At 60.9% G+C, this 17,934-nt stretch carries 23 protein-coding genes; 5 read left to right on the forward strand and 18 right to left on the reverse strand.

The genetic code is table 11. The features are described 5' to 3' along the window. Positions 1 to 25: 25 nt before the first annotated feature. Positions 26 to 436 carry a DUF2442 domain-containing protein gene (locus tag RRU01S_RS15295; protein WP_045231167.1) on the forward strand — a complete coding sequence of 137 codons (411 nt, stop codon included), beginning with the start codon at positions 26 to 28 and terminating at the stop codon, positions 434 to 436. Here the strand turns inward: RRU01S_RS15295 and RRU01S_RS25375 are convergent, their stop codons facing one another. The 14 genes from RRU01S_RS25375 to RRU01S_RS15360 form a co-directional block, all read right to left on the reverse strand. Next, positions 437 to 658, reverse strand: a complete 222-nt coding sequence (locus RRU01S_RS25375; RefSeq protein WP_081880093.1) for a rcc01693 family protein — start codon at positions 656 to 658, stop codon at positions 437 to 439. Then, entirely contained in the window at positions 655 to 1,017 is a 363-nt protein-coding gene (locus RRU01S_RS15300) for a gene transfer agent family protein (protein WP_045231168.1), read from the reverse strand. The genes RRU01S_RS25375 and RRU01S_RS15300 overlap by 4 nt, the downstream gene beginning before the upstream one ends. Further along, entirely contained in the window at positions 1,017 to 1,424 is a 408-nt protein-coding gene (locus tag RRU01S_RS15305) for a phage major tail protein, TP901-1 family (protein WP_045231169.1), read from the reverse strand. The genes RRU01S_RS15300 and RRU01S_RS15305 overlap by 1 nt, the downstream gene beginning before the upstream one ends. A 249-nt stretch (positions 1,425 to 1,673) precedes the next feature. Continuing rightward, on the reverse strand, positions 1,674 to 2,075 hold the full coding sequence (locus tag RRU01S_RS15310) for a DUF3168 domain-containing protein (protein WP_045231170.1): 402 nt from the start codon (positions 2,073 to 2,075) through the stop codon (positions 1,674 to 1,676). After that, positions 2,072 to 2,407: a phage head closure protein gene (locus tag RRU01S_RS15315; protein ID WP_045231171.1), complete on the reverse strand. Its 336-nt coding sequence runs from the start codon at positions 2,405 to 2,407 to the stop codon at positions 2,072 to 2,074. Before RRU01S_RS15315 ends, RRU01S_RS15310 begins: the two co-directional genes overlap by 4 nt. A 3-nt stretch (positions 2,408 to 2,410) precedes the next feature. Continuing rightward, positions 2,411 to 2,980 carry a head-tail connector protein gene (locus RRU01S_RS15320; protein ID WP_045231172.1) on the reverse strand — a complete coding sequence of 190 codons (570 nt, stop codon included), beginning with the start codon at positions 2,978 to 2,980 and terminating at the stop codon, positions 2,411 to 2,413. 302 nt (positions 2,981 to 3,282) lie between these two features. Beyond that, positions 3,283 to 4,542, reverse strand: a complete 1,260-nt coding sequence (locus tag RRU01S_RS15325; protein WP_045231173.1) for a phage major capsid protein — start codon at positions 4,540 to 4,542, stop codon at positions 3,283 to 3,285. 197 nt (positions 4,543 to 4,739) lie between these two features. After that, positions 4,740 to 5,312: an HK97 family phage prohead protease gene (locus RRU01S_RS15330; protein WP_045231174.1), complete on the reverse strand. Its 573-nt coding sequence runs from the start codon at positions 5,310 to 5,312 to the stop codon at positions 4,740 to 4,742. A 45-nt stretch (positions 5,313 to 5,357) separates the two neighbouring features. After that, on the reverse strand, positions 5,358 to 5,678 hold the full coding sequence (locus RRU01S_RS15335) for a DUF6107 family protein (RefSeq protein WP_045231175.1): 321 nt from the start codon (positions 5,676 to 5,678) through the stop codon (positions 5,358 to 5,360). A gap of 395 nt (positions 5,679 to 6,073) precedes the next feature. Continuing rightward, a complete protein-coding gene (locus RRU01S_RS15340; protein ID WP_045231176.1) occupies positions 6,074 to 7,237 on the reverse strand; it encodes a phage portal protein in 1,164 nt (387 codons plus the stop codon). Positions 7,238 to 7,308: 71 nt separating this feature from the next. After that, positions 7,309 to 7,617 (reverse strand): Dabb family protein, encoded by a 309-nt coding sequence (locus RRU01S_RS15345; RefSeq protein ID WP_045231271.1) that lies wholly within the window; start codon positions 7,615 to 7,617, stop codon positions 7,309 to 7,311. Positions 7,618 to 7,658: 41 nt separating this feature from the next. Further along, positions 7,659 to 8,297, reverse strand: a complete 639-nt coding sequence (locus tag RRU01S_RS15350; protein WP_045231272.1) for a chitinase — start codon at positions 8,295 to 8,297, stop codon at positions 7,659 to 7,661. Positions 8,298 to 8,852: 555 nt separating this feature from the next. Then, entirely contained in the window at positions 8,853 to 10,112 is a 1,260-nt protein-coding gene (locus RRU01S_RS15355) for a DNA-packaging protein (protein WP_045231273.1), read from the reverse strand. A gap of 79 nt (positions 10,113 to 10,191) precedes the next feature. Continuing rightward, positions 10,192 to 10,704, reverse strand: a complete 513-nt coding sequence (locus RRU01S_RS15360; protein ID WP_045231177.1) for a hypothetical protein — start codon at positions 10,702 to 10,704, stop codon at positions 10,192 to 10,194. Positions 10,705 to 11,122: 418 nt separating this feature from the next. Between RRU01S_RS15360 and RRU01S_RS15365 the strand changes: the two genes are divergently transcribed. From RRU01S_RS15365 to RRU01S_RS15375, 3 genes are read left to right on the forward strand one after another with little or no spacing between them, the layout of a single operon-like run. Further along, the gene (locus RRU01S_RS15365) at positions 11,123 to 12,760 is read left to right on the forward strand and encodes an alpha/beta hydrolase (protein ID WP_045231178.1); all 1,638 of its coding nucleotides are present in this window, start codon (positions 11,123 to 11,125) and stop codon (positions 12,758 to 12,760) included. A 60-nt stretch (positions 12,761 to 12,820) separates the two neighbouring features. Further along, complete coding sequence (locus tag RRU01S_RS15370; protein WP_045231179.1) at positions 12,821 to 13,129, forward strand: type II toxin-antitoxin system MqsR family toxin; 309 nt, start codon at positions 12,821 to 12,823, stop codon at positions 13,127 to 13,129. After that, a complete protein-coding gene (locus tag RRU01S_RS15375; protein WP_052816088.1) occupies positions 13,126 to 13,533 on the forward strand; it encodes a type II toxin-antitoxin system MqsA family antitoxin in 408 nt (135 codons plus the stop codon). Before RRU01S_RS15370 ends, RRU01S_RS15375 begins: the two co-directional genes overlap by 4 nt. A gap of 17 nt (positions 13,534 to 13,550) precedes the next feature. On the opposite strand, the gene RRU01S_RS15380 is transcribed toward RRU01S_RS15375, so the two are convergent. Continuing rightward, on the reverse strand, positions 13,551 to 13,979 hold the full coding sequence (locus RRU01S_RS15380; RefSeq protein ID WP_045231180.1) for an Lrp/AsnC family transcriptional regulator: 429 nt from the start codon (positions 13,977 to 13,979) through the stop codon (positions 13,551 to 13,553). 120 nt (positions 13,980 to 14,099) lie between these two features. Here RRU01S_RS15380 and RRU01S_RS15385 point away from each other — a divergent pair, with 120 nt between their 5' ends. Next, positions 14,100 to 15,200, forward strand: coding sequence for a saccharopine dehydrogenase family protein (locus RRU01S_RS15385; RefSeq protein ID WP_045231181.1), 1,101 nt, complete (start codon positions 14,100 to 14,102; stop codon positions 15,198 to 15,200). A gap of 223 nt (positions 15,201 to 15,423) precedes the next feature. On the opposite strand, the gene RRU01S_RS15390 is transcribed toward RRU01S_RS15385, so the two are convergent. The 3 genes from RRU01S_RS15390 to RRU01S_RS15400 all read right to left on the reverse strand — a co-directional run bounded on the left by RRU01S_RS15390 (position 15,424) and on the right by RRU01S_RS15400 (position 17,900). Further along, positions 15,424 to 16,884 (reverse strand): protein adenylyltransferase SelO, encoded by a 1,461-nt coding sequence (locus RRU01S_RS15390; RefSeq protein ID WP_081880097.1) that lies wholly within the window; start codon positions 16,882 to 16,884, stop codon positions 15,424 to 15,426. Between the two features lie 73 nt (positions 16,885 to 16,957). After that, the gene (locus RRU01S_RS15395; RefSeq protein ID WP_045231183.1) at positions 16,958 to 17,371 is read right to left on the reverse strand and encodes a YcxB family protein; all 414 of its coding nucleotides are present in this window, start codon (positions 17,369 to 17,371) and stop codon (positions 16,958 to 16,960) included. Positions 17,372 to 17,561: 190 nt separating this feature from the next. Next, a complete protein-coding gene (locus RRU01S_RS15400; protein WP_131367798.1) occupies positions 17,562 to 17,900 on the reverse strand; it encodes a hypothetical protein in 339 nt (112 codons plus the stop codon). Positions 17,901 to 17,934: the final 34 nt, after the last annotated feature.

A 17,934-nucleotide genomic window follows, 5' to 3' on the forward strand; every position in this document is an offset into this window, starting at 1 on the left:
TTTCTCGAGACCTGGAGGAAATATCATGGTTGAGATCAGCGATCAGGATCTTGCACAGGCAAAAAAGCGCTGGAGTGACGAGCGGGCGGAGCGTCCGGTCCCGAACGCGGTTCGCTTCGATTCCGCTTCGGAACGGGTCATTGTGGATTTCACCAATGGTGCATCCTTCATGTTTCCGGCCCACGCGGTGGAGGGGTTGGAACTGGCAACAGCGGCCCAACTTGCTGAGGTCGAGTTATTGGGCGAAACCGGCCTTCATTGGGAAAGCCTCGATGTCGATTATACCGTCACCGGCCTAATGAGCGGCATATTCGGTAGCAGGGCCTTCATGGAGGCACAAAGCCGTGGCGGAAAGAGCCGATCGCCCACCAAAGCTGCCGCCAGCCGCGCCAACGGCGCAAAAGGTGGCCGCCCGAAAAAAGCGGCCAAGCCCTGATCACCCATCCGGAAAAGCCCGCATCAATCCCTCCAGCCCACCACGATCCAACCCGCCACGCTGCGGCCTCATCCCGCCTGTCATGGCAAAAAACTCTACCGGCGTCAGCGCCCAGAAAACCGTTGGAGAAAGCCGCAGCAGGCTCAGGCCCGCATGGATCACCTGCCCCCAGGGAAAGGGCCTTGCGTCCTGCGAGGCATGTGCGCCCGCTGCGGCTCTCAGGGGGAAGCGGGTGCCTCCCCTCCGGTGCCGGTTCCAGCGAAAGCCGCGGTCAGGAGGTCTCCCACGATCGTCGCATAGCCGGCAATTCCATTCTCGATGCTCATCGCCGCCACATCATCATCCGAAAACACGTTGCCCGCGCCGCGAAGCCCAGCGCCGATGACGCGGATCATGTCTGCCGCCTTCATCCGCCCGCTGGCAAAGCGGCTGGCCAAACCCGTAAGGTCATCGGCGGCAAAGGCGGTTTCCAGTTCGGCGAGAGCACCCAGCGTCAGGCACAGAATGCGCCGCTCGCCATCCAGCACCGCCTCCACCTCGCCGCGCCTGCGGTTCGCCCGCCCGAAATTCGCAGCCCCCATCACAAGGCTCCAAACGTAATGGCACCCGCCGATTCCAGCGCGATCTCGAACTGCACCTCGCCATCATGCCGCCCGGAATATTCCAGCGCGGTAATTTGAAACAGTCCTGTAACTATGCCGAAATCCGGGATCACGATCTGCCAGCCGGGAATGGCACCGGCAAAAAACTGCCCGCGCACCAGCGCGTCACTTTGCTGGTCCTTGAAGATACCCGATGCCGTCAGTCCGGCCCGCTGGATACCAGCCCCCGCCAGCAATTCCCGCCAGCGCCCGGCGCTTTCCGCATCCGTCACGTCAACGCTTTCGGCGTTAAACGCCAACCGCTTCGTGCGCAGCCCGGCAACGGTCACGAATGCCCCGCCATTATCGATCTTCAGCAGCAGGTCTTTCCCCTTCTGCGCCACCATGGTCTGTCCTTTCACATACTAAAAATGAGATGTGAGACGGCGCGGCGGGTTACCTCTCCCCCTGTGGGAGAGGACAGAAAATCACGATCTTAGCATCAGCTAAGTCGTAGATTTTTTAGGTGAGGGGTCCGCCGCTTGCGCCGAGAAAAACCCCTCACTTGCGATTTCTAACACTTAGCCTCTGGCTAAGATGTTGAAATCGCTTTCTCTCCCACAAGGGGAGAGATAACCGCCGCAGCCACCCGCGCCCTACTCCGTCACCGCCCGAAACCGTATTTCCGTCAAAAATTGCTTCGTCTTCGCCTGCCGCACAGATCGGCTGTTGCGGTAAAACAAGCTCACCAGCGCAATGCCCCCGCCCAGCACCAGCGGCGCGTCGTCGAGCAGGGCCAGAATGCGCACAGCGATGTCCTGCGCCAGCTTTCGCCCGCCCTCCTCGCTCCACACTTCGATGGTCAGGAAATGCTCTTCGCCGCGTTCCGAAGCGGTGGAATAATCGCGGCTGTCCATTTCGCCATAGGCCACGCAAGGCAAAACCGGCCTTGGCAGCAGCCGGTCGATAATGCCGCCGCTCCCCACCATGCCCAACAGTTCGGCATCGCCGACAAGACGCGTATGAACCGCCTGCAACAGCGCATTGGCTGCCCTCATCGGCTTTCCTCCTCGCAGCGGCACACGATAAAGCGACCCGTCTCATCGGGGTCGATGACCGATTTCACCGCAAAGACCCGCGCGCCTTTGCGCAGCCGCATGCCGGCCACAACATCAGTTCGAAACCCGGCCCAGATGCGATGCGTGATCGCCACGCCATCGGCAGAGGCGCGCTCGTAAGCCCCTTGCGAAACCGGCTCGATAGCCGCCCAGAGCGAGCGTAGCGGACGCCAACCCGCCGTCACACCACCCTGCCCATCCGACACCTCTTCCGGTGCCTCCAGCTCCAGCCGCGCCGTCAGTTGGCCGGGATCGAGAAAGGTCAGGTTCATCGCTCACAACCCCACACGGCGAAACGGTGCAATCAGCCGCTCGTAACCCGCTGGCACACCTGCGGGCTGGTCGGCAGGCGAAACCGCGCCGCGAAACGCAAACATATGGGCAATATGGATCAACATCGCCCGCTTCAGCGTATCGGGCACATCCGCGCCGCTTTCGCCAAAGCCTGCGGTAAAATCGATCTCGATGCCGTTCAGCGGCTGCCCGGGCGCAGGCGGCTGACGCAGCCACAGCCGCGCCGGTCGCGCCTGCCCGTCCAGCAGCTTGTCCGTGTCGGTGATATCGGTCGGGTCGCCCGCATCATCGAAAACCAGAATCGTTTCGATGGCTTGCACCGGTCCCTTGGCAATCTGAATCACGCCGTTGTCAGGCCAGTCGTCGAGATACAGCCGAAAGCTCTGGCGCATCAGGCACAGGCCCCTATGGCGTTCCAGATGCTCGCGCGCGGTGGTGATCAGCGCTGCCAGCAGCGCATCCTCATCCGCGCCATCCAGCCGCAAATGCGCCTTCACATCGGCAAGCGTCAACGCCTCCGCCAGCGGCGGGGTCAGTGTGGCATAGGTCATGGTGTCTCCGGGGAATTGGGGTGTTGCAGCAACAACTATTTTCTGTCAGCGCCCGTGGCTCACCCCCCTCTGTCCTGCCGGACATCTCCCCCACAGGTGGGGAGATCGACCCGTTGAGACCTCTCGCCCATCTCAAAGGCTGTGGATAGAGTGGGGATCACGCGTCTGGCCGATCTCCCTCCTTGTGGGGGAGATGTCCGGCAGGACAGAGGGGGGTGTGCCACAAGCAATGACGCTTTTGTTCGTCTTCCGTCATGCCGGAAACCTCCGGCATGACGACATCAAGATGAAGAACCGAGTTCTCAACTCGCCGCAAACTTCACCAGCTTCACCGCCTCAAAGTTCTGCACTCCACCGCCAACACGCTTGGTCGTATAAAACAGCACATACGGCTTGGCCGAATAAGGGTCGCGCAGAATGCGAATGCCCGTGCGGTCCACCACTAGATACCCCGCGCGGAAATCACCAAACGCAATCGCGGTGCTGCCCGCCGCCACATCCGGCATGTCCTCGGCCTCGGCCACCGGAAAGCCCATCAACAGCGCCGCTTGCCCGGCAGAAGCAGGCGGCTGCCACAGATAGTTGCCTGTGTTGTCCTTCGCCCGGCGCAAGGTCGACTGCGTCTTGCGGTTCATCAGGAAGCTGCCATTCTGTCGATGCCCGGCTTTGAGCGAATAGACCGTGTCGATCAGCACATCCAGTGGCCCGGAAGAGGCAAACGCACCGGCAGCCCCCGTCGCCACATAGCCGATCTTGCCCCACTCCCAGGCCGAATTCGCCACCGTGTCATAGGCCAGCAGACCCTTCGGCTTGTTCACGCCATCGCCGGAAATGAAGGCCGTGCCCTCCTGCTCGGCAAAAGCCACATCCACTTCAGATGCAATCCACGCCTCGATATCGACAGCCGCATCGTCCAGCAAACCTTGCGTGGCCGCCGGCATGGCGTAAAGCTCCATGGTCGGAAAGGTCAGTTCGGAAAGCTGCGGCGTGTTGGTCTGCGGTCGCGCCGCAGTCTCGGAAACCCAGCCGGTGGCCATGCCGCTCGGCGCAAACGGTTTTTTCAGTACGGAGCCGGAAACCTGCCGCACGGTGGAAAGTGCGCGCATCGGAGACACCACCGCCATGCGCCTGCCGATATCGCTGTCTGTCTCGTTGGGCAGCAGATACCCGCCATCCGCGCCGGCACTGCCAGAAAACGCCTTGGCCTCCAGATCGCGCAGCGCGCCCTCGTCACCCCGGCTAATATAGGCCTCGAACGCCGCCTTGTGCTCCTCCGTTTCCGCGTTGGCCGCACCCCTGCGCCCCAGCGCAGGCCGCGCCTTCTTCAGCGAAAGCTCGTCCATCGCCTTTTTATTGTCGTCCAGCGCCTTGTCGATGCGATCAAGCTTTTCGCGGGTCAGCACATCTGCGCCCATCTTGCGCTCGATATCCCCCAACCGCTCGTCATTGGTCTCCCTGAAGGCCTCGAATGCCTCCATAAAATCATCAAACGCCGCCGTCATCGTATCCGGCACGGCCTTGATCTGCGGTGCCACGGTGTGAATGGAAGTCTGTTCCGTCATGTGGTTTTCCTCTGTTGATTGTTGTTGATTTTTTGGCGGGGAGACTGCTCTTGTTCTCCGTCACCCCGGACCTGATCCGGGGCCCAGCAGCGTCGCGTCTGCGACGCAAAAGAGTCTTTCCCGCCGCAGACGCGCCGGACTGGATACCGGCTCAAGGTCGGTATGACGGAGGGGAGGCGCGAGCCTCAAAAGCCCTCTCACCGCCGAAACACCCCACCCGCCAAACTCTTCGCCGCCAGGCGCATCGTTCGCACCAGTTCCGTCTCCCGGTCGCGAAAGAACCTCGCCTGCTTGACGTTGGAAACCCGCGCAGATGGCAGCATGGGAAAGGTCACGACGGAGATTTCCCAGAGATCGGCCTCCAGAATACGCCGCACACCACCACGGGATGCCTTGCCCGCCCGCACGGTCTGGAAACCAATGGAAAGCCCGTCCAGCGCACCCGTCTTCATCAACGAATGCACCTCCTTCGCCCGCGCCACGTCAGGCGCCAGCACCCCCTCGACGTAAAGCCCGCGCTCATCCTCACGAATGGTCCGCCATGCGCCGATGGGTTGTGCGGGGTCGTGCTGATAAAGCATGCGAATTCCGGAAGCGCCGCGCTCCTCGAGCGAGCGCCGAAACGCGCCCCGCTCAATCACATCACGCCCCAGATCCACCTCGCCAAACACGCTGGCATAACCGGAAAACGACCCGTCGAAAGCGATACCGCGCAGTTCCAGACTGGCAAATTTGCGCGTAGCAGGCCGCGGCCCGCGATAAACGTGCATGAAATTCTCCTGGGATTTTGAGGAAATGTGCCTTGACGGATCAGATCAGGGTTTGGGCCGCGCCGCATACCGCTCGGCCACGCGCACCATCACGCCCAACCCCCACCACGCACAGAGGCTGGCAGCGGCCGAGCCGGTCAGCATCACCTCCTGGCTCGAAAGCCCACCGGAGATACCCATCCGCTGGACGATCCAAAGCCCCACCGGCCCGCCGAAAATCATACCGCAGGCAAGCCCGGTCAAAAACCGGCTCGCCGCCTCGCGGTGCGTCTGCGGCAACAGATAGATCAGCGAAACACCGGCCCCCGCCACGGCCCCGGTAAAACGGGCAGCCCAGATGCTACCCTCGTTTGCAAATTCAGACATGAGTAACCATTCCGGGTTAGAGTAGGACGAGTTGCACGACGGACGCCCTGCACCCGCACGACGGCTTTGTGCGCATTTCTTGAGTCATTGGAATCGGTTGAAGGAACACCTTCACAAACGGATTCCGGTTGTTGAGAAAGCGGTTCAACGGTTGGACGTCGCGAAAGCGAGAGAAATTCGATAACCTCGTGCTCGTGGCTCACCCCCTCTGTCCTGCCGGACATCTCCCCCACAAGGAGGGAGATCGGCTGGGCGCATGATCCCCATCACTCCGCAGCCTTCAAGATGTGCGAGAGGTCGCCACGAGTCGATCTCCCCACCTGAGGGGGAGATGTCCGGCAGGACAGAGGGGGGTAAACCCCACCCACCACCGCTCAATATGAAGCAACAGCCCACTAATACCCCACCGCCTCCCGCTTCTCCTCATCGCTCAGAAACATCGCAGCCCCCACCCTTGCCCACAACGCATCCCGCTCGCCAGCCAAGCCCGCGATCCGATCCAGATCCGGCTCCAGCCGCAACGCGCCCTCAAACAGCGGCGAAAGCCACGCCGATAAACTCGCCGCCGTACGGTTGATCAGCGGCAGCACCGTCAGCCGATAGAACGCCCGGTTCGCCTCCTGGTAATTCGCGTAGGTATTATCACCGGGAATACCCAGCAGCATGGGCGGCACGCCGAGCGCCAGCGCGATGTCCCGCGCCGCGCCATTCTTGGCCTCCATGAAATCCATATCCCTCGGCGAAAGCCCCATGCTCTTCCAGTCCAGCCCGCCCTCCAGCAGCAGCGGACGTCCGGCATTCACGGCACCTGCATAGCCCTCCTCGAGCTCCCGTTTCAGCCGTTCGTATTGGTCAGCAGAAAGATTGCCGCCTTCCTTGGGCTGATAGACCAGCGCGCCGGAGGGGCGAGCTGAGTTGTCCAGCAACCGCTTGTTCCAGATGCTGGCGGCATTGTGCAGATCCAGCGCCGCACCCGCCGCCGCCAGCGGTGAAAATCCGTTATGGTCGTCCAGAGGGTTGAACAGTTTCAGATGCAGCAGCCCCAACCCATCTCGATCCGCCGCAATGCGCCGGGCCGCACGCCCCTCGGCGCGATAATCGAATGCCGCCACCCAGCCATCCGCGCCCTCGATAATGCCGACCCGGTCGGGCCGCAGCAAATGCAGCTCCCGCAACCGCTCGCCAACCATCAGCGGCTCGATATAGCCATTGCCGGACAGCAGCAGATGCCCGTAGAGCGCCTCGAAGAAATCCGGCCCGCTCATTTGCCCGTTGGGACGCGCCAGCAGCCGCAACAGCGCGTGCTCACCAATCTCGTCGTCACCCTCATACAGCAACCAGCTGACGGATGCCGCAGCCTCCGCCACCATCCGCGCCGCCCGATGCGCCACCGGGTTGCGCATGAAACCTTCGCGAGACAGCGCGCCATACCCCCGCCCCGACCAATGCGCCCGCCCCGCCTCGCCAGACAGCACCAGAAAACCGCCCGCCGCCTTTTCTTCGCGCACAGGTTCGTGCTCCACCGGGCGCCGCCACGGCAGATGACCAAAAAATCGCATGGCTATTTCCTTTGAAAGACAACAAAAAAGCCACCCTGCAGGTGGCTAAGATGGAGGGCCAGAAAGCTGACTTACTTGATCGGCGCTTTCACCGCCCGGTCACTATCAAAATCCGCAGCCACCCGCGTATCCCTGAGCGGCTTCACCGTATTGGTCGAAAGCTCATAGGCCGGGTCGGCCTTATAGGCCGCCAGCGCAGCCTCGTTCTCGAATTCGCCGTAGACGATGAAGTCTACCGAATTGCCCCACTGGTCCTTCTTCACGTTCTCGCCGATTTCCAGCTTCGAAGCGTGGGAGATCGCGGTCAGGCCGGAGAGGCCCTTGCGCACCGCGTCGCGGTTGGCTTCCGGTACGGTGAAGAAAACGATGTGGCGGATCATGGCGGCACCTGTCATGCAAAATCTCGGGGTGGAAATCGCTATCATCCCACCGCTGGCTGTTCAATCAGGCTTGCCGTCAAGGCCGCGTAAAAGGTCCGGCCATAACCGGCGATCAATGCCGCCCGGTCATTGCCGTTGACGATGGCTCTGGCACCTTCCCAGTCGGCACGCTGGGCATCGAAATATTGCGAAAGCCGCCTGCCGGTAAAACTGCCGCGCAGCATGCCCTCCACCAGAATGGCGGCGGAAACCTGCGGCTCCATTGCCCGTTCAGGCCGCTCGACAAGATCAATGCCAGTCACCGCAGACATCGCCTCGTAATTGCGCCGGTGTGTCAGCTGCACCAGCCCGCGCCCCAGCCAGCTTTTGCCGTCCGCGTCGCGTCGCCAATAAGGCGTGCGCACCTGCCCCAGCCTTCCTGCCGCATAGGCCCGGTCCAGAATACGGATCGCCGCCTCGTCGCTGGCGGCAAGCGTTTCGCGCACCGGCTGCATGGTCGCCGCCGTTTCATGAAACGCGGTCGCCAGCATATAAGCCACGTGGCGAAGGTCGCCATCCGGCGCTCTTGCCTCGAATTCGTCGAGCACCAATTCCGTGCCGGTAACCTGCGCGGCACTCAATCGGCCCGGAAAGGGAGCACCCCGAATCATCGTGAAAAAACGTTGTCTGTCCAACAGCATCATCACCTCTCAGAATCATGGTGGCCTAAACCCCAGATTTTAATATGCAACTTTCCGTACCTAAATCGATTTAGAAAAATCCTAATCGATTTTATTTCATGCGAACCGTTTTAAGGGTAAACTTTACCTTGAATTGCGGAACCTCTGGGCCCCTACTCTGTTTCACACCGCGCAATGAACAGCGCCAACCCGAAGGAGGAATGCCATGACCGCGACGATCCCTCAGACGACCTACGACCGTCTCGAAAACGAATGGCGTCAGATGCGCGAAGTCAGCGCACAGACAAAACCTTCGCAGGCCCCGAAGAAGTAATTGGAAGGGGCACATCCTGCCGCCTGCTGGAATTCAAAACCGCCCGTGATGCGCCTTATTGGCCTTCGCGGGCGTTTTGCGTTTCTGCTGAAGCGCTAACCCAAAACTCCGTCACCCTGCACTTGCTGCGGGGTCCAGCCGCCGCGTGTCGACGCGGCGAAAAGACTCTTCCGCGATCAAGGACTTGATCGCACTGGATACCGGGTCAAGCCCGGCATGACGGAAGACGATGTCATCTTCCCTCACATCCCCCGCACCCGCGGTTCTGCCATCGTCTCCATCGCCAGTGCCGTCAGCGCCCAGACCAGCGCATCCAGCCTGTCCGGTGACTTGCCCGAGGAAAGCCCATTCGGCCCGAAATCCGCCATCTGGTCTTCCAGCTTCTCGAACCTGTCCGCATGCCGCACGCGGCCCTGCTCATACAGTGCGGCCACCGGCTCGGCACGGGTGAACTTGCCCCGGCTGGCCCGCACCATGGTGATGGGCAGGTTGGCGTCGATGCTTTTCAGCATGGCGCTCACCATCTCGCCACCCTGGTTGACTTCCGCTACCACCCGGTCGGCCTCGAAGCGGCGGAAGGCGGCAACCACCGCCCGCGCCCAGCCCGCAGGTGTCGCGCCCTCGGCGGAACAATCCGCCAGAACCCAGAACCGCCCGTCGATGCCGATGCCCGCCACCAAGATGCCGCAGCAGGAGCCCTCGCCGCTTCCCGCTGGCGGGTCCACCGCCACCACGATCCGCGCCAGAGCATCCGGCCTGTTATCAAAAATCGCTTCCAGATCGGCGCGCTTCCACAGCGCATCATCGCGCTGTGCAATCAACTCGCCATCCAGCTCCTGCCGCCCCAGCCGCGTGCCGCCATAGCGTTTCAGCATAGTGTCGATGAAGCCGGGCGAGAGATTGTCGGCATTGTCGTGAGTGCGTATTCGCACCACACGGCTTGCCGGGTCGGCCATTAGCGTCTTCAACAGCGGTATCGGCCTTGGCGTGGTGGTGATCAGCTGACGCGGATTGTCACCAAGGCGCAGACCGAATTGCAGCATGTCCCAGGTTTCCTGCGCATAACGCCATTTCGCCAGCTCGTCAGACCAGGCAAAATGAAACTGCGGCCCACGCAGGCTTTCTGGGTCTTCGGAGGAGAAGATTTGCGCCATCGCGCCGTTCGGCCAGACCAGCCTGCGGCGCGATGCCTCGAAATCCGGTCTCCTGAACCGCGCCACCCGGCAGATGCCGGAGACGCCGTCGATCATCACCTCACGCGCATCGCCCAGCGTTTCCGCCACCAGCGCAATGCGCAGATCGGAGCGGTCGCCCATGGAGGCAACCAGATGCACCCATTCGGCCCCGGCCCGCGTCTTGCCGGAACCACGCCCGCCGATCAGCAGCCAGTTGCGCCAGTCGCCATCCGGCTGTTGCTGCGGGGCATTGCCCACGAAGCGCCAGTCGCGGTTGAAACGGGCAACGTGCTGCCGTTGATATTTCTCTGCCAGCGGCGCTGCCATGCCTTGCGCAATCTCCTGCCTGCGAATGTCAGGAACGGTGGAGCCGATGACAGGCACCGCCGCCCGGCCCGCCTCATTTTCAGGCTTGAACCGCGTCTTCGTCCGGCGAAACACCGGCGGCGACAAGCCTTGCCCGCACTTTTTGCCGGACGAGTTCGTCGATGCGCCTTTGGAAGAATGCGACGGCCTCTTCATAATCTTGCGCTCCCGCCGCAGTTTCAGCCGCCGCCTCGCGATCGCGGGCCAGTTGCCGTTGCAGCGTGTCTATTTTTTCCAGCGTCCGCACGATCAGCGAAACGGCATCGTTCGCGGCCTTCACATCGGCCCGCGCCACCTTGCCCGCCGCCTCATCCGCCACGCCCTCCAGCGCAGCGCCTGCCCCTTCGCGCAGACCGCGAAAGAACCGAAACTGCTCGCGCATTTCAGCGGTCATCTCGTTCAGCAAGCCCCACAACCCATCCGGCCCGTGAATGGTACCGGTTGCGGTTTCAGGCGGTAGAGATTTGGTTTCGAGCGTTATGAGCGGGGCATAGACGCGGCTGTGCGGCCACGCGCGGTAAAGCGAGAGGTCGGTATCGATTTTGGATGTCATGGTCTGCCTACTGGTGAGGACATCAAAAGTCGGCGCAAGACGCCCCCCCCCCCCTCTGCCTGCCGGCATCTCCCCCACAGGTGGGGAGATCGACTCGTGGCTAGCTCTCGCCCATCTCTAACGTTGCGGGAAAAGCGGAGGGGTTGCGTCTTGCCAATCTCCCTCCTTGTGGGGGAGATGTCCGGCAGGACAGAGGGGGGTAAGCCGCAGCCAAAGGTCCAGCAGCAGAAACCGCCACCCCCACCACCCACACTTTTCCGACTATACCCAAACACTACCAAACGACCGTAACGCCGTCAAGGATTATTTTCCTATTACATCCAAAATTTATTCTTCCAACCCCTTAACCGGCATATTACACTCAAGCAGTGGATACGGGGAAGGAAGCAAAATCTTGAGATGGATCAGTCGTTTGGTCATGCCGTTGTCGAGCACAGGCATTGTCGTCGGTACGGTGTTGCTCTGCGTCTCGCTCACGCCGTCGCTGCTTCCCCGCACCTTCATCATGCAGGGCGTGTTGTGCGGGTTTTCCTTTGCCATCGGTTATCTCATCGGCGTTTTCCTGAAGGATATCGCCATTTATCTCGGCCTGCCGCAGCCCTCCCGGCATGATAAACGCGGCATTCTCTTCGTCGTGTCGCTGGCCGCCATCATCGCGGCGGTCGGGTTTCTGTGGCAGGCGGCCACGTGGCAAAACTCCATCCGTGTGTTGATGGAACTCGACCCGCTGGACAGCGCCCACCGCATCAAAACCGGTGCCATCGCCGTTGGCGTGTCCGCCCTGCTCATCGGTTTCGGGCGCCTGTTTCAGATCGTGCGGCGGCTGTTTGCCCTGCGCAGCCGCCGGTTTTTGCCGCGCCCGCTGGCCAATGTCGTCGGCATTGCCGCCGCCGCCGTCATCGCTGTGCTCCTGCTCAACGGGCTGGTGGTGGATGTCGGCCTGCGGTTCATGGACTCATCGCTGAAACAGGTGGATAGCCTCATCGAACCGGATGTGCCGCGCCCCTCCGACCCCATGAAAACCGGCAGTTCCGCCTCGCTCATGTCGTGGGAATCGCTGGGACGTCGAGGCCGTGAATTCATCGCCACCGGCACCCACAGCGCCGAAATCTCTGCCTTCACCAACCGCCCGGCGATGGAGCCCATCCGCGTTTACGCCGGACTGAATGCCGGAGCAACACCGGCAGAGCGCGCCAAACTGGCGCTCGAAGAACTCAAACGCACCGGCGGTTTCGAGCGTGATACCCTTGTCGTCATCGCCCCCACCGGCACCGGCTGGATCGACCCGGAAGCCATTGATACGCTTGAATATTTACACAATGGCGATGTCGCCACCGTCGCCGTGCAATATTCCTACCTCTCCAGCTGGATCGCGCTTCTGACTGAGCCGGATTATGGCGTGGAAACCGCCCGCGCCCTGTTCGAAGCCATCTATGGCTACTGGACGACGCTGCCCAAGGACACCCGCCCCAAGCTCTACCTCCACGGCCTCAGCCTCGGTGCGCTGAACAGCCAGAAATCGTCCGATCTCTACGATGTGCTGGCAGACCCCTTCCAGGGCGCACTGTGGAGCGGCCCACCCTTCTCCAGCCCCACATGGCGCATGGCCACATCAGGCCGCGCCTCCGGCTCACCCTATTGGCTGCCAAAATTCCGCGATTCCTCGGTCATCCGCTTTGCGGACCAGTACACCAACGCCCATATGCCGGATAAGCCCTGGGGGCCGATGCGCATCGTCTATCTACAATATGCCAGCGACCCCATCACCTTCTTCGAGACCGCCGCCCTCTACCGCCGCCCGGAATGGATGAAGCAACCCCGCGGTCGCGACGTCTCCACCTCCTTCCGCTGGTTCCCCGTCGTCACCGAACTACAACTGCTCCTAGACGTCGCCGCCGCCACCACCGCCCCCATGGGCTACGGCCACGTCTACGCCCCCGAACACTACATCGATGCCTGGCTGGAAGTGACCCAACCACAGGGTTGGAGCGCGCCAGACATTCAGCGGCTGAAGATGTTTTTCAAGGCGAAGCGGGGCAGTACGGATCCGGTGTGACGTGGGAAAAGCCGCAAATATGCCATCTTGCGGAATTACCCTTAAAGGGTAATATGAAGCATGGAAAAACGGCTCGCTCACTACGATCTAAAAACCATTATCGCCATCGTAAAACAGCGGCGAGCAGCTGTCTTCACAAAAACCGCAATTGATGGCGGGCGGCGGATGGACCTGACGGTTGCTGAAATGATCGACGTCATTTGTGGGCTCAATGCGAAGTGCCTCTACAAGTCGATGACAACCCATAACGACAATACCGTCTGGCAGGATGTCTATCGTGCGGACACCCCCGGCGGCAGAGCCTATATCAAGCTGACGCTTCGAGACAACGGAGCATTGGTTATACAATTCAAGGAGTTGGAGTCATGAGCGATATCTGCATGTGCTGCGATTCTGGCGCAAGAATGAGCGCCTTTTCAAACGAAACCCACCGCATCGAACACCGTGGATTGGCGGTCGAAGTCGATGGCCTTTCTGGCGTTCGGTGCCCTACCTGTGGCGAAATCGAATATGATGCGCAAAGCGCTGAACGCTACGCCACGGCAAGTGATTCACTCGTGCTGGAAGCGCGCCGAACCACGGGCGACGAGTTGCGCCGCATCCGCAAAAAACTTGGCATCAATCAGGCGGAAGCATCGAAGCTCACAGGCGGTGGGCACAATGCCTTTTCGCGCTATGAAACCGGCAAGGTGACACCCACTCCTGCCGTCATCAATCTCTTCCGCATGCTGGAAAAGCATCCGGAAGAAGTCGAAGAGCTTAAGCGGGCCTGACGTTAGGCCCGCCCACCTCACCGCGAAATCCGCGTCGACAAAATCACCGAAGACAGCGTCCGCTCCACCCCATCCAGCGCCCCGATACCATCGATCAACCGGTCCAGATCGGCAATCGAAGGTGCGGTCAAAATGGCGATCAGGTCGAAAGCACCGCTGACGGAATGCAGCGTCGTCACCTCCTTGATCGCGGCAAGCGCAGCCGTCACGCCCGCCAGTGCCTTGGGCGCAATCGTAATCAGCACATGCGCCCGCACCAGCCCGGACAGATAGGCGTCGGACAGTTTGATGCCGTAACCGGATATCACACCATCCGCTTCCAGCCGCTCGATACGCGCCTGCACCGTGGTGCGGGAAAGGCCGAGCTTCCGCGCCAGTTCCGCCACCGGCATGCGCGCATTGTCCCCCAGCAGCGATAACAGTGCCCGATCTTTTTCGCTTAGCATTGTGCATAATCCTCTCGGCGATCTGCACAACTCTAGTCACTCTTTCGCGCAAAGTGAAGCTACGAATCGTTTGCGAAAAGCGGCATTCTGTTACCTCAACAAAAAACAAAAGGGGACAGAATGAAACACATCGTCATCATCGGCGCGGGCAATATCGGCTCTGCCATCGCATGGATGCTCGCCGTCACAGGCGATTACCGCGTTACCGTTGCAGACCGGTCTGCAGACCAGCTCGCCAACGTCCCCAGCCATGAACGCGTCGATACCGAGATCGTCGACATCACCGATCGCCTCGGCCTACAGGCGCTGTTGAAAGACAAATTCGCGGTCCTCTCCGCTGCCCCGTTCCACCTCACCGCTGGCATCGCCGAAGCCGCAGTCGCCGTCGGCACGCACTATCTCGACCTCACCGAAGACGTCGAATCCACCCGCAAGGTCAAGAAACTGGCCGAGGCGTCCGAAAGCGCCCTCATCCCGCAATGCGGCCTTGCGCCTGGCTTCATCTCCATCGTTGCCGCCGATCTTGCCTCGCGTTTCGACAAGCTGGACAGCGTGCGCATGCGCGTCGGTGCCTTGCCGCAATATCCGTCCAATGCCTTGAATTATAACCTTACCTGGAGCACGGACGGTCTCATCAACGAATACATCGAGCCCTGCGAAGCCATTGTCGAGGGTCGCCTGACAGCCGTGCCTGCGCTGGAAGAACGTGAAGAATTCTCGCTCGATGGCATGACCTACGAGGCCTTCAACACATCAGGCGGTCTCGGCACGCTCGCCTCCACGCTGGAGGGCAAGGTGCGCACGATGAACTATCGCACCATCCGCTATCCCGGCCACGTCTCCATCATGAAGGCGCTGCTCAACGACCTCAACCTGCGCAACCGTCGTGATGTGCTGAAAGACCTCTTCGAAAACGCCCTCCCCGCCACAATGCAGGATGTCGTCATCGTCTTCGTCACCGTCTGCGGCACCAAGAACGGCCGCTTCATGCAGGAAACCTACGCCCACAAAGTCTATGCCGGCCCCGTCTCGGGCCGCATGATGAGCGCCATCCAGATCACCACCGCCGCCGGTATCACGACGGTTCTGGACTTGCTGAGCCAAGGCAAGCTGCCGCAAAAAGGCTTTGTAAAGCAGGAGGATATCGGCTTGGCGGATTTTCTGGCCAACCGCTTCGGGCAGTATTATGCACCACGGGAGGGGTTGGCGAAGGTGGGGTAGTCTACCTCCGCACGTTAGCCACAGCATGTGGGGCTCACCCCCCTCTGCCTTGCCAGGCATCTCCCCCTCAAGGGGGGAGATCGACCAGACGAAATCTCCCACTCCGTCCGCAACATTCAAGATGGCCGAGACCTACCCACGAGTCGATCTCCCCACCTGAGGGGGAGATGTCCGGCAGGACAGAGGGGGGTAAGCCCCACCCACAACCCTCAAAACTGAATCCTCAAGTCCCACAAAACGTCCGAAACACCCGCTCGTGCCCCATCGGCGCTTGCATATAAACCGCAAACTCCGGCACCTCATCAAACGGCCGCGCCGTTGCCCGAACCATCGCATGAAACGGCTCAAAATCCCCATCCTCCACCGCCGCCGCAATCACCTCTTCAATGCGGTGGTTGCGCGGAATGACCGCCGGGTTCACCGCCCGCATCGCCTGCGCCCGGTCACTCTCGGTGGCGCTTTCTCGCCACGTCCGCTGTCGCCAGCGGGCCAGCCATTCGTCCGCACCGGCCAGATCAGTAAACATGCCGCGAAACGCCTCCGGACTGCCATCCGCCGCATCGCAGAGCCTGCGGAACGTCAGCGTAAAATCCACCTCATTGCGCTGCATCAGCGCCAGCAAATCCTGCACCAGTTGCTCGTCCGCATCGTCCTGCGTCGTCAATCCCAGCTTCTCGCGCATGCCTGAAAGCCAGCGTTTGGGGAAATCGCTGGCAAATTCCGCCAGCACGCCATTGGCCAATTCAACCGCCTTTTCGGCATCCTCATCCAGCAACGGCAACAGGCATTCCGCCAGCCGCGCAATGTTCCACTGGGCGATGCCCGGCTGACTGTTATAGGCATAGCGCCCCTGTGCATCAATGGAGGAAAACACCTTGTTAGGATTATATTCATCCATAAAAGCGCAAGGCCCGAAATCGATCGTCTCGCCTGATATAGCCACATTGTCCGTGTTCATCACGCCATGGATGAACCCCACCATCAACCAGCGACACACCAGCGCGCGCTGCCGCTCCGCAATCGCTTGCAGCAAAGCGAGATAGGGATTTTCCGCACTTTTTACATCGGGGTAATGCCGGTCGATCACATAATCCGCCAGCGCCTTGATCGCATCATTGTCCTCACGCGCCGCGAAAAACTGGAACGTACCAACCCTGATGTGGCTCGCCGCCACCCGCGTCACCACGCCACCCGGCAGGCCGGTTTCCCGCTGCACGCGCTCGCCCGTCGCCACTGCCGCCAGTGCCCGTGTCGCTGGAATGCCCAGCGCATGCATGGCCTCGGACACGATATATTCGCGCAGCACCGGCCCCAGCGCGGCCCGCCCGTCACCACGCCTCGAAAACTTCGTCGGCCCGGCACCCTTCAGCTGGATATCGCGCCGTTTGCCATTGATATCAACGACTTCCCCCAGCAGAATGGCCCGGCCATCCCCCAGCTGCGGCACGAAATTACCGAACTGGTGCCCCGCATAGGCCATGGCCAGCGGCTCCGCCCCCTGCGGCACGACATTACCGGAAAAGATCGTCGCCAAACGCGCATCATCGACGCCTTCAAGCTCCAGTCCCATCTCGTCAGCCAGCGGGCGGTTAAACGCAATCAACACCGGCGCCGCCACCGGAGTGGGCAAGGCAGCGGCGGTAAAATGCTCCGGCAAGCGCGCATAGGAATTGTCAAAATGGATCACGGGTACTCTCCCTGTTTCCATCTATATGGGCGGGTTTAGCACAATATTCCAGCAGCAGACGCCGAGGTCCTCATTTCACATCGCCCGTCTTCACGTCGATAATGCGCAACCCTTCGTGCCTGACGAACGGGGCGGAGGGTCTGAGATGCGCGCGAACAAGGCGTACCGCCTCGGCATAATCGGCATCGGATGCAAAACCCCGGCGCGGCAGGATCAACGCCTCGCGTTTGGACAAGGCCAGAAAGAGATGCGTCCTGGTTTGTATCGCCTTGACGATACCACTCCAAGAAATGTCACTGTTGATATCCGCAGAACGAGCCCTGACGCCATCCCTCGACAGCGTAACGACGATGTCCTGATTTGCCGCCGCCCTTGTTTTGAACACCATCGCCGCCATCAGACCGGCCAGATGACCGCTGAAAACGGTCAATAGAAGCGGCAGAAACCAGATGGGCCAGTAACGGAAATAGAGTTCGGCATACATGTCGGCACCCCCTCCTTGACCGGCCAAAACCATGCCATGACGAAAAGATTTCCAGCAATGATCAGTGACAAGACGAGTTTCAACACAGTCTGCCAGAAAGGTCTGCGGATCAGTGCTCGGGTGACCGCAATGAAGTCAGACCGCATACAAACATAGCGTATGTCCAGAACTCGCTCCTTGGTGTCCACGGCTAAATTTCCTCTTTGCCAAGAGCCTGCCATTGCCCGTGAACGAGGCGGCTCGCATAGGGCGGCGCGGCTTCTCCACCGCCGATATAGATGTAGAGAAACAGCTCCATCACCCTGTCGAACAAAGTCTTCGGCATCATGAGTTTTGGCTCACCGTCTTTCATTTCCGTCTCCCCTCTGTCCGCTTCAATCAGGAGATTGACCGCCGCCTGCGCTTGTCTCTCCGGCACGAAAACACCGGCACCGCCAACGGCGTTTGTGTAATGCTGGAAATTATTGATGACGTGAACCGGCTTTGCCACAACCACGATGCCGTAAGCTTCGAGATAAGATGTGGTCACTGCAAAATCCGCAGCGGTAAAAACTGTGGCCACC

This window comes from Agrobacterium rubi TR3 = NBRC 13261 (genome assembly GCF_000739935.1).
Taxonomy (GTDB): Bacteria; Pseudomonadota; Alphaproteobacteria; order Rhizobiales; family Rhizobiaceae; genus Agrobacterium; species Agrobacterium rubi.

Bases quoted from the DNA above. Each gene is read 5' to 3' on its own strand.
- RRU01S_RS15330 (WP_045231174.1), bottom strand. From the start codon at position 5,312: ATGCACGTTTATCGCGGGCCGCGGCCTGCTACGCGCAAATTTGCCAGT.
- RRU01S_RS15395 (WP_045231183.1), bottom strand. From the start codon at position 17,371: ATGTATGCCGAACTCTATTTCCGTTACTGGCCCATCTGGTTTCTGCCG.
- RRU01S_RS15310 (WP_045231170.1), bottom strand. From the start codon at position 2,075: ATGAGGGCAGCCAATGCGCTGTTGCAGGCGGTTCATACGCGTCTTGTC.
- RRU01S_RS15370 (WP_045231179.1), top strand. From the start codon at position 12,821: ATGGAAAAACGGCTCGCTCACTACGATCTAAAAACCATTATCGCCATC.
- RRU01S_RS15360 (WP_045231177.1), bottom strand. From the start codon at position 10,704: ATGACATCCAAAATCGATACCGACCTCTCGCTTTACCGCGCGTGGCCG.
- RRU01S_RS15355 (WP_045231273.1), bottom strand. From the start codon at position 10,112: ATGGCAGCGCCGCTGGCAGAGAAATATCAACGGCAGCACGTTGCCCGT.
- RRU01S_RS15385 (WP_045231181.1), top strand. From the start codon at position 14,100: ATGAAACACATCGTCATCATCGGCGCGGGCAATATCGGCTCTGCCATC.
- RRU01S_RS15325 (WP_045231173.1), bottom strand. From the start codon at position 4,542: ATGACGGAACAGACTTCCATTCACACCGTGGCACCGCAGATCAAGGCC.
- RRU01S_RS15380 (WP_045231180.1), bottom strand. From the start codon at position 13,979: ATGCTAAGCGAAAAAGATCGGGCACTGTTATCGCTGCTGGGGGACAAT.
- RRU01S_RS15345 (WP_045231271.1), bottom strand. From the start codon at position 7,617: ATGATCCGCCACATCGTTTTCTTCACCGTACCGGAAGCCAACCGCGAC.
- RRU01S_RS15335 (WP_045231175.1), bottom strand. From the start codon at position 5,678: ATGTCTGAATTTGCAAACGAGGGTAGCATCTGGGCTGCCCGTTTTACC.
- RRU01S_RS15375 (WP_052816088.1), top strand. From the start codon at position 13,126: ATGAGCGATATCTGCATGTGCTGCGATTCTGGCGCAAGAATGAGCGCC.
- RRU01S_RS15300 (WP_045231168.1), bottom strand. From the start codon at position 1,017: ATGGGGGCTGCGAATTTCGGGCGGGCGAACCGCAGGCGCGGCGAGGTG.
- RRU01S_RS15350 (WP_045231272.1), bottom strand. From the start codon at position 8,297: ATGCTGTTGGACAGACAACGTTTTTTCACGATGATTCGGGGTGCTCCC.
- RRU01S_RS15315 (WP_045231171.1), bottom strand. From the start codon at position 2,407: ATGAACCTGACCTTTCTCGATCCCGGCCAACTGACGGCGCGGCTGGAG.
- RRU01S_RS15365 (WP_045231178.1), top strand. From the start codon at position 11,123: ATGCCGTTGTCGAGCACAGGCATTGTCGTCGGTACGGTGTTGCTCTGC.
- RRU01S_RS15305 (WP_045231169.1), bottom strand. From the start codon at position 1,424: ATGGTGGCGCAGAAGGGGAAAGACCTGCTGCTGAAGATCGATAATGGC.
- RRU01S_RS15340 (WP_045231176.1), bottom strand. From the start codon at position 7,237: ATGCGATTTTTTGGTCATCTGCCGTGGCGGCGCCCGGTGGAGCACGAA.
- RRU01S_RS15320 (WP_045231172.1), bottom strand. From the start codon at position 2,980: ATGACCTATGCCACACTGACCCCGCCGCTGGCGGAGGCGTTGACGCTT.
- RRU01S_RS15295 (WP_045231167.1), top strand. From the start codon at position 26: ATGGTTGAGATCAGCGATCAGGATCTTGCACAGGCAAAAAAGCGCTGG.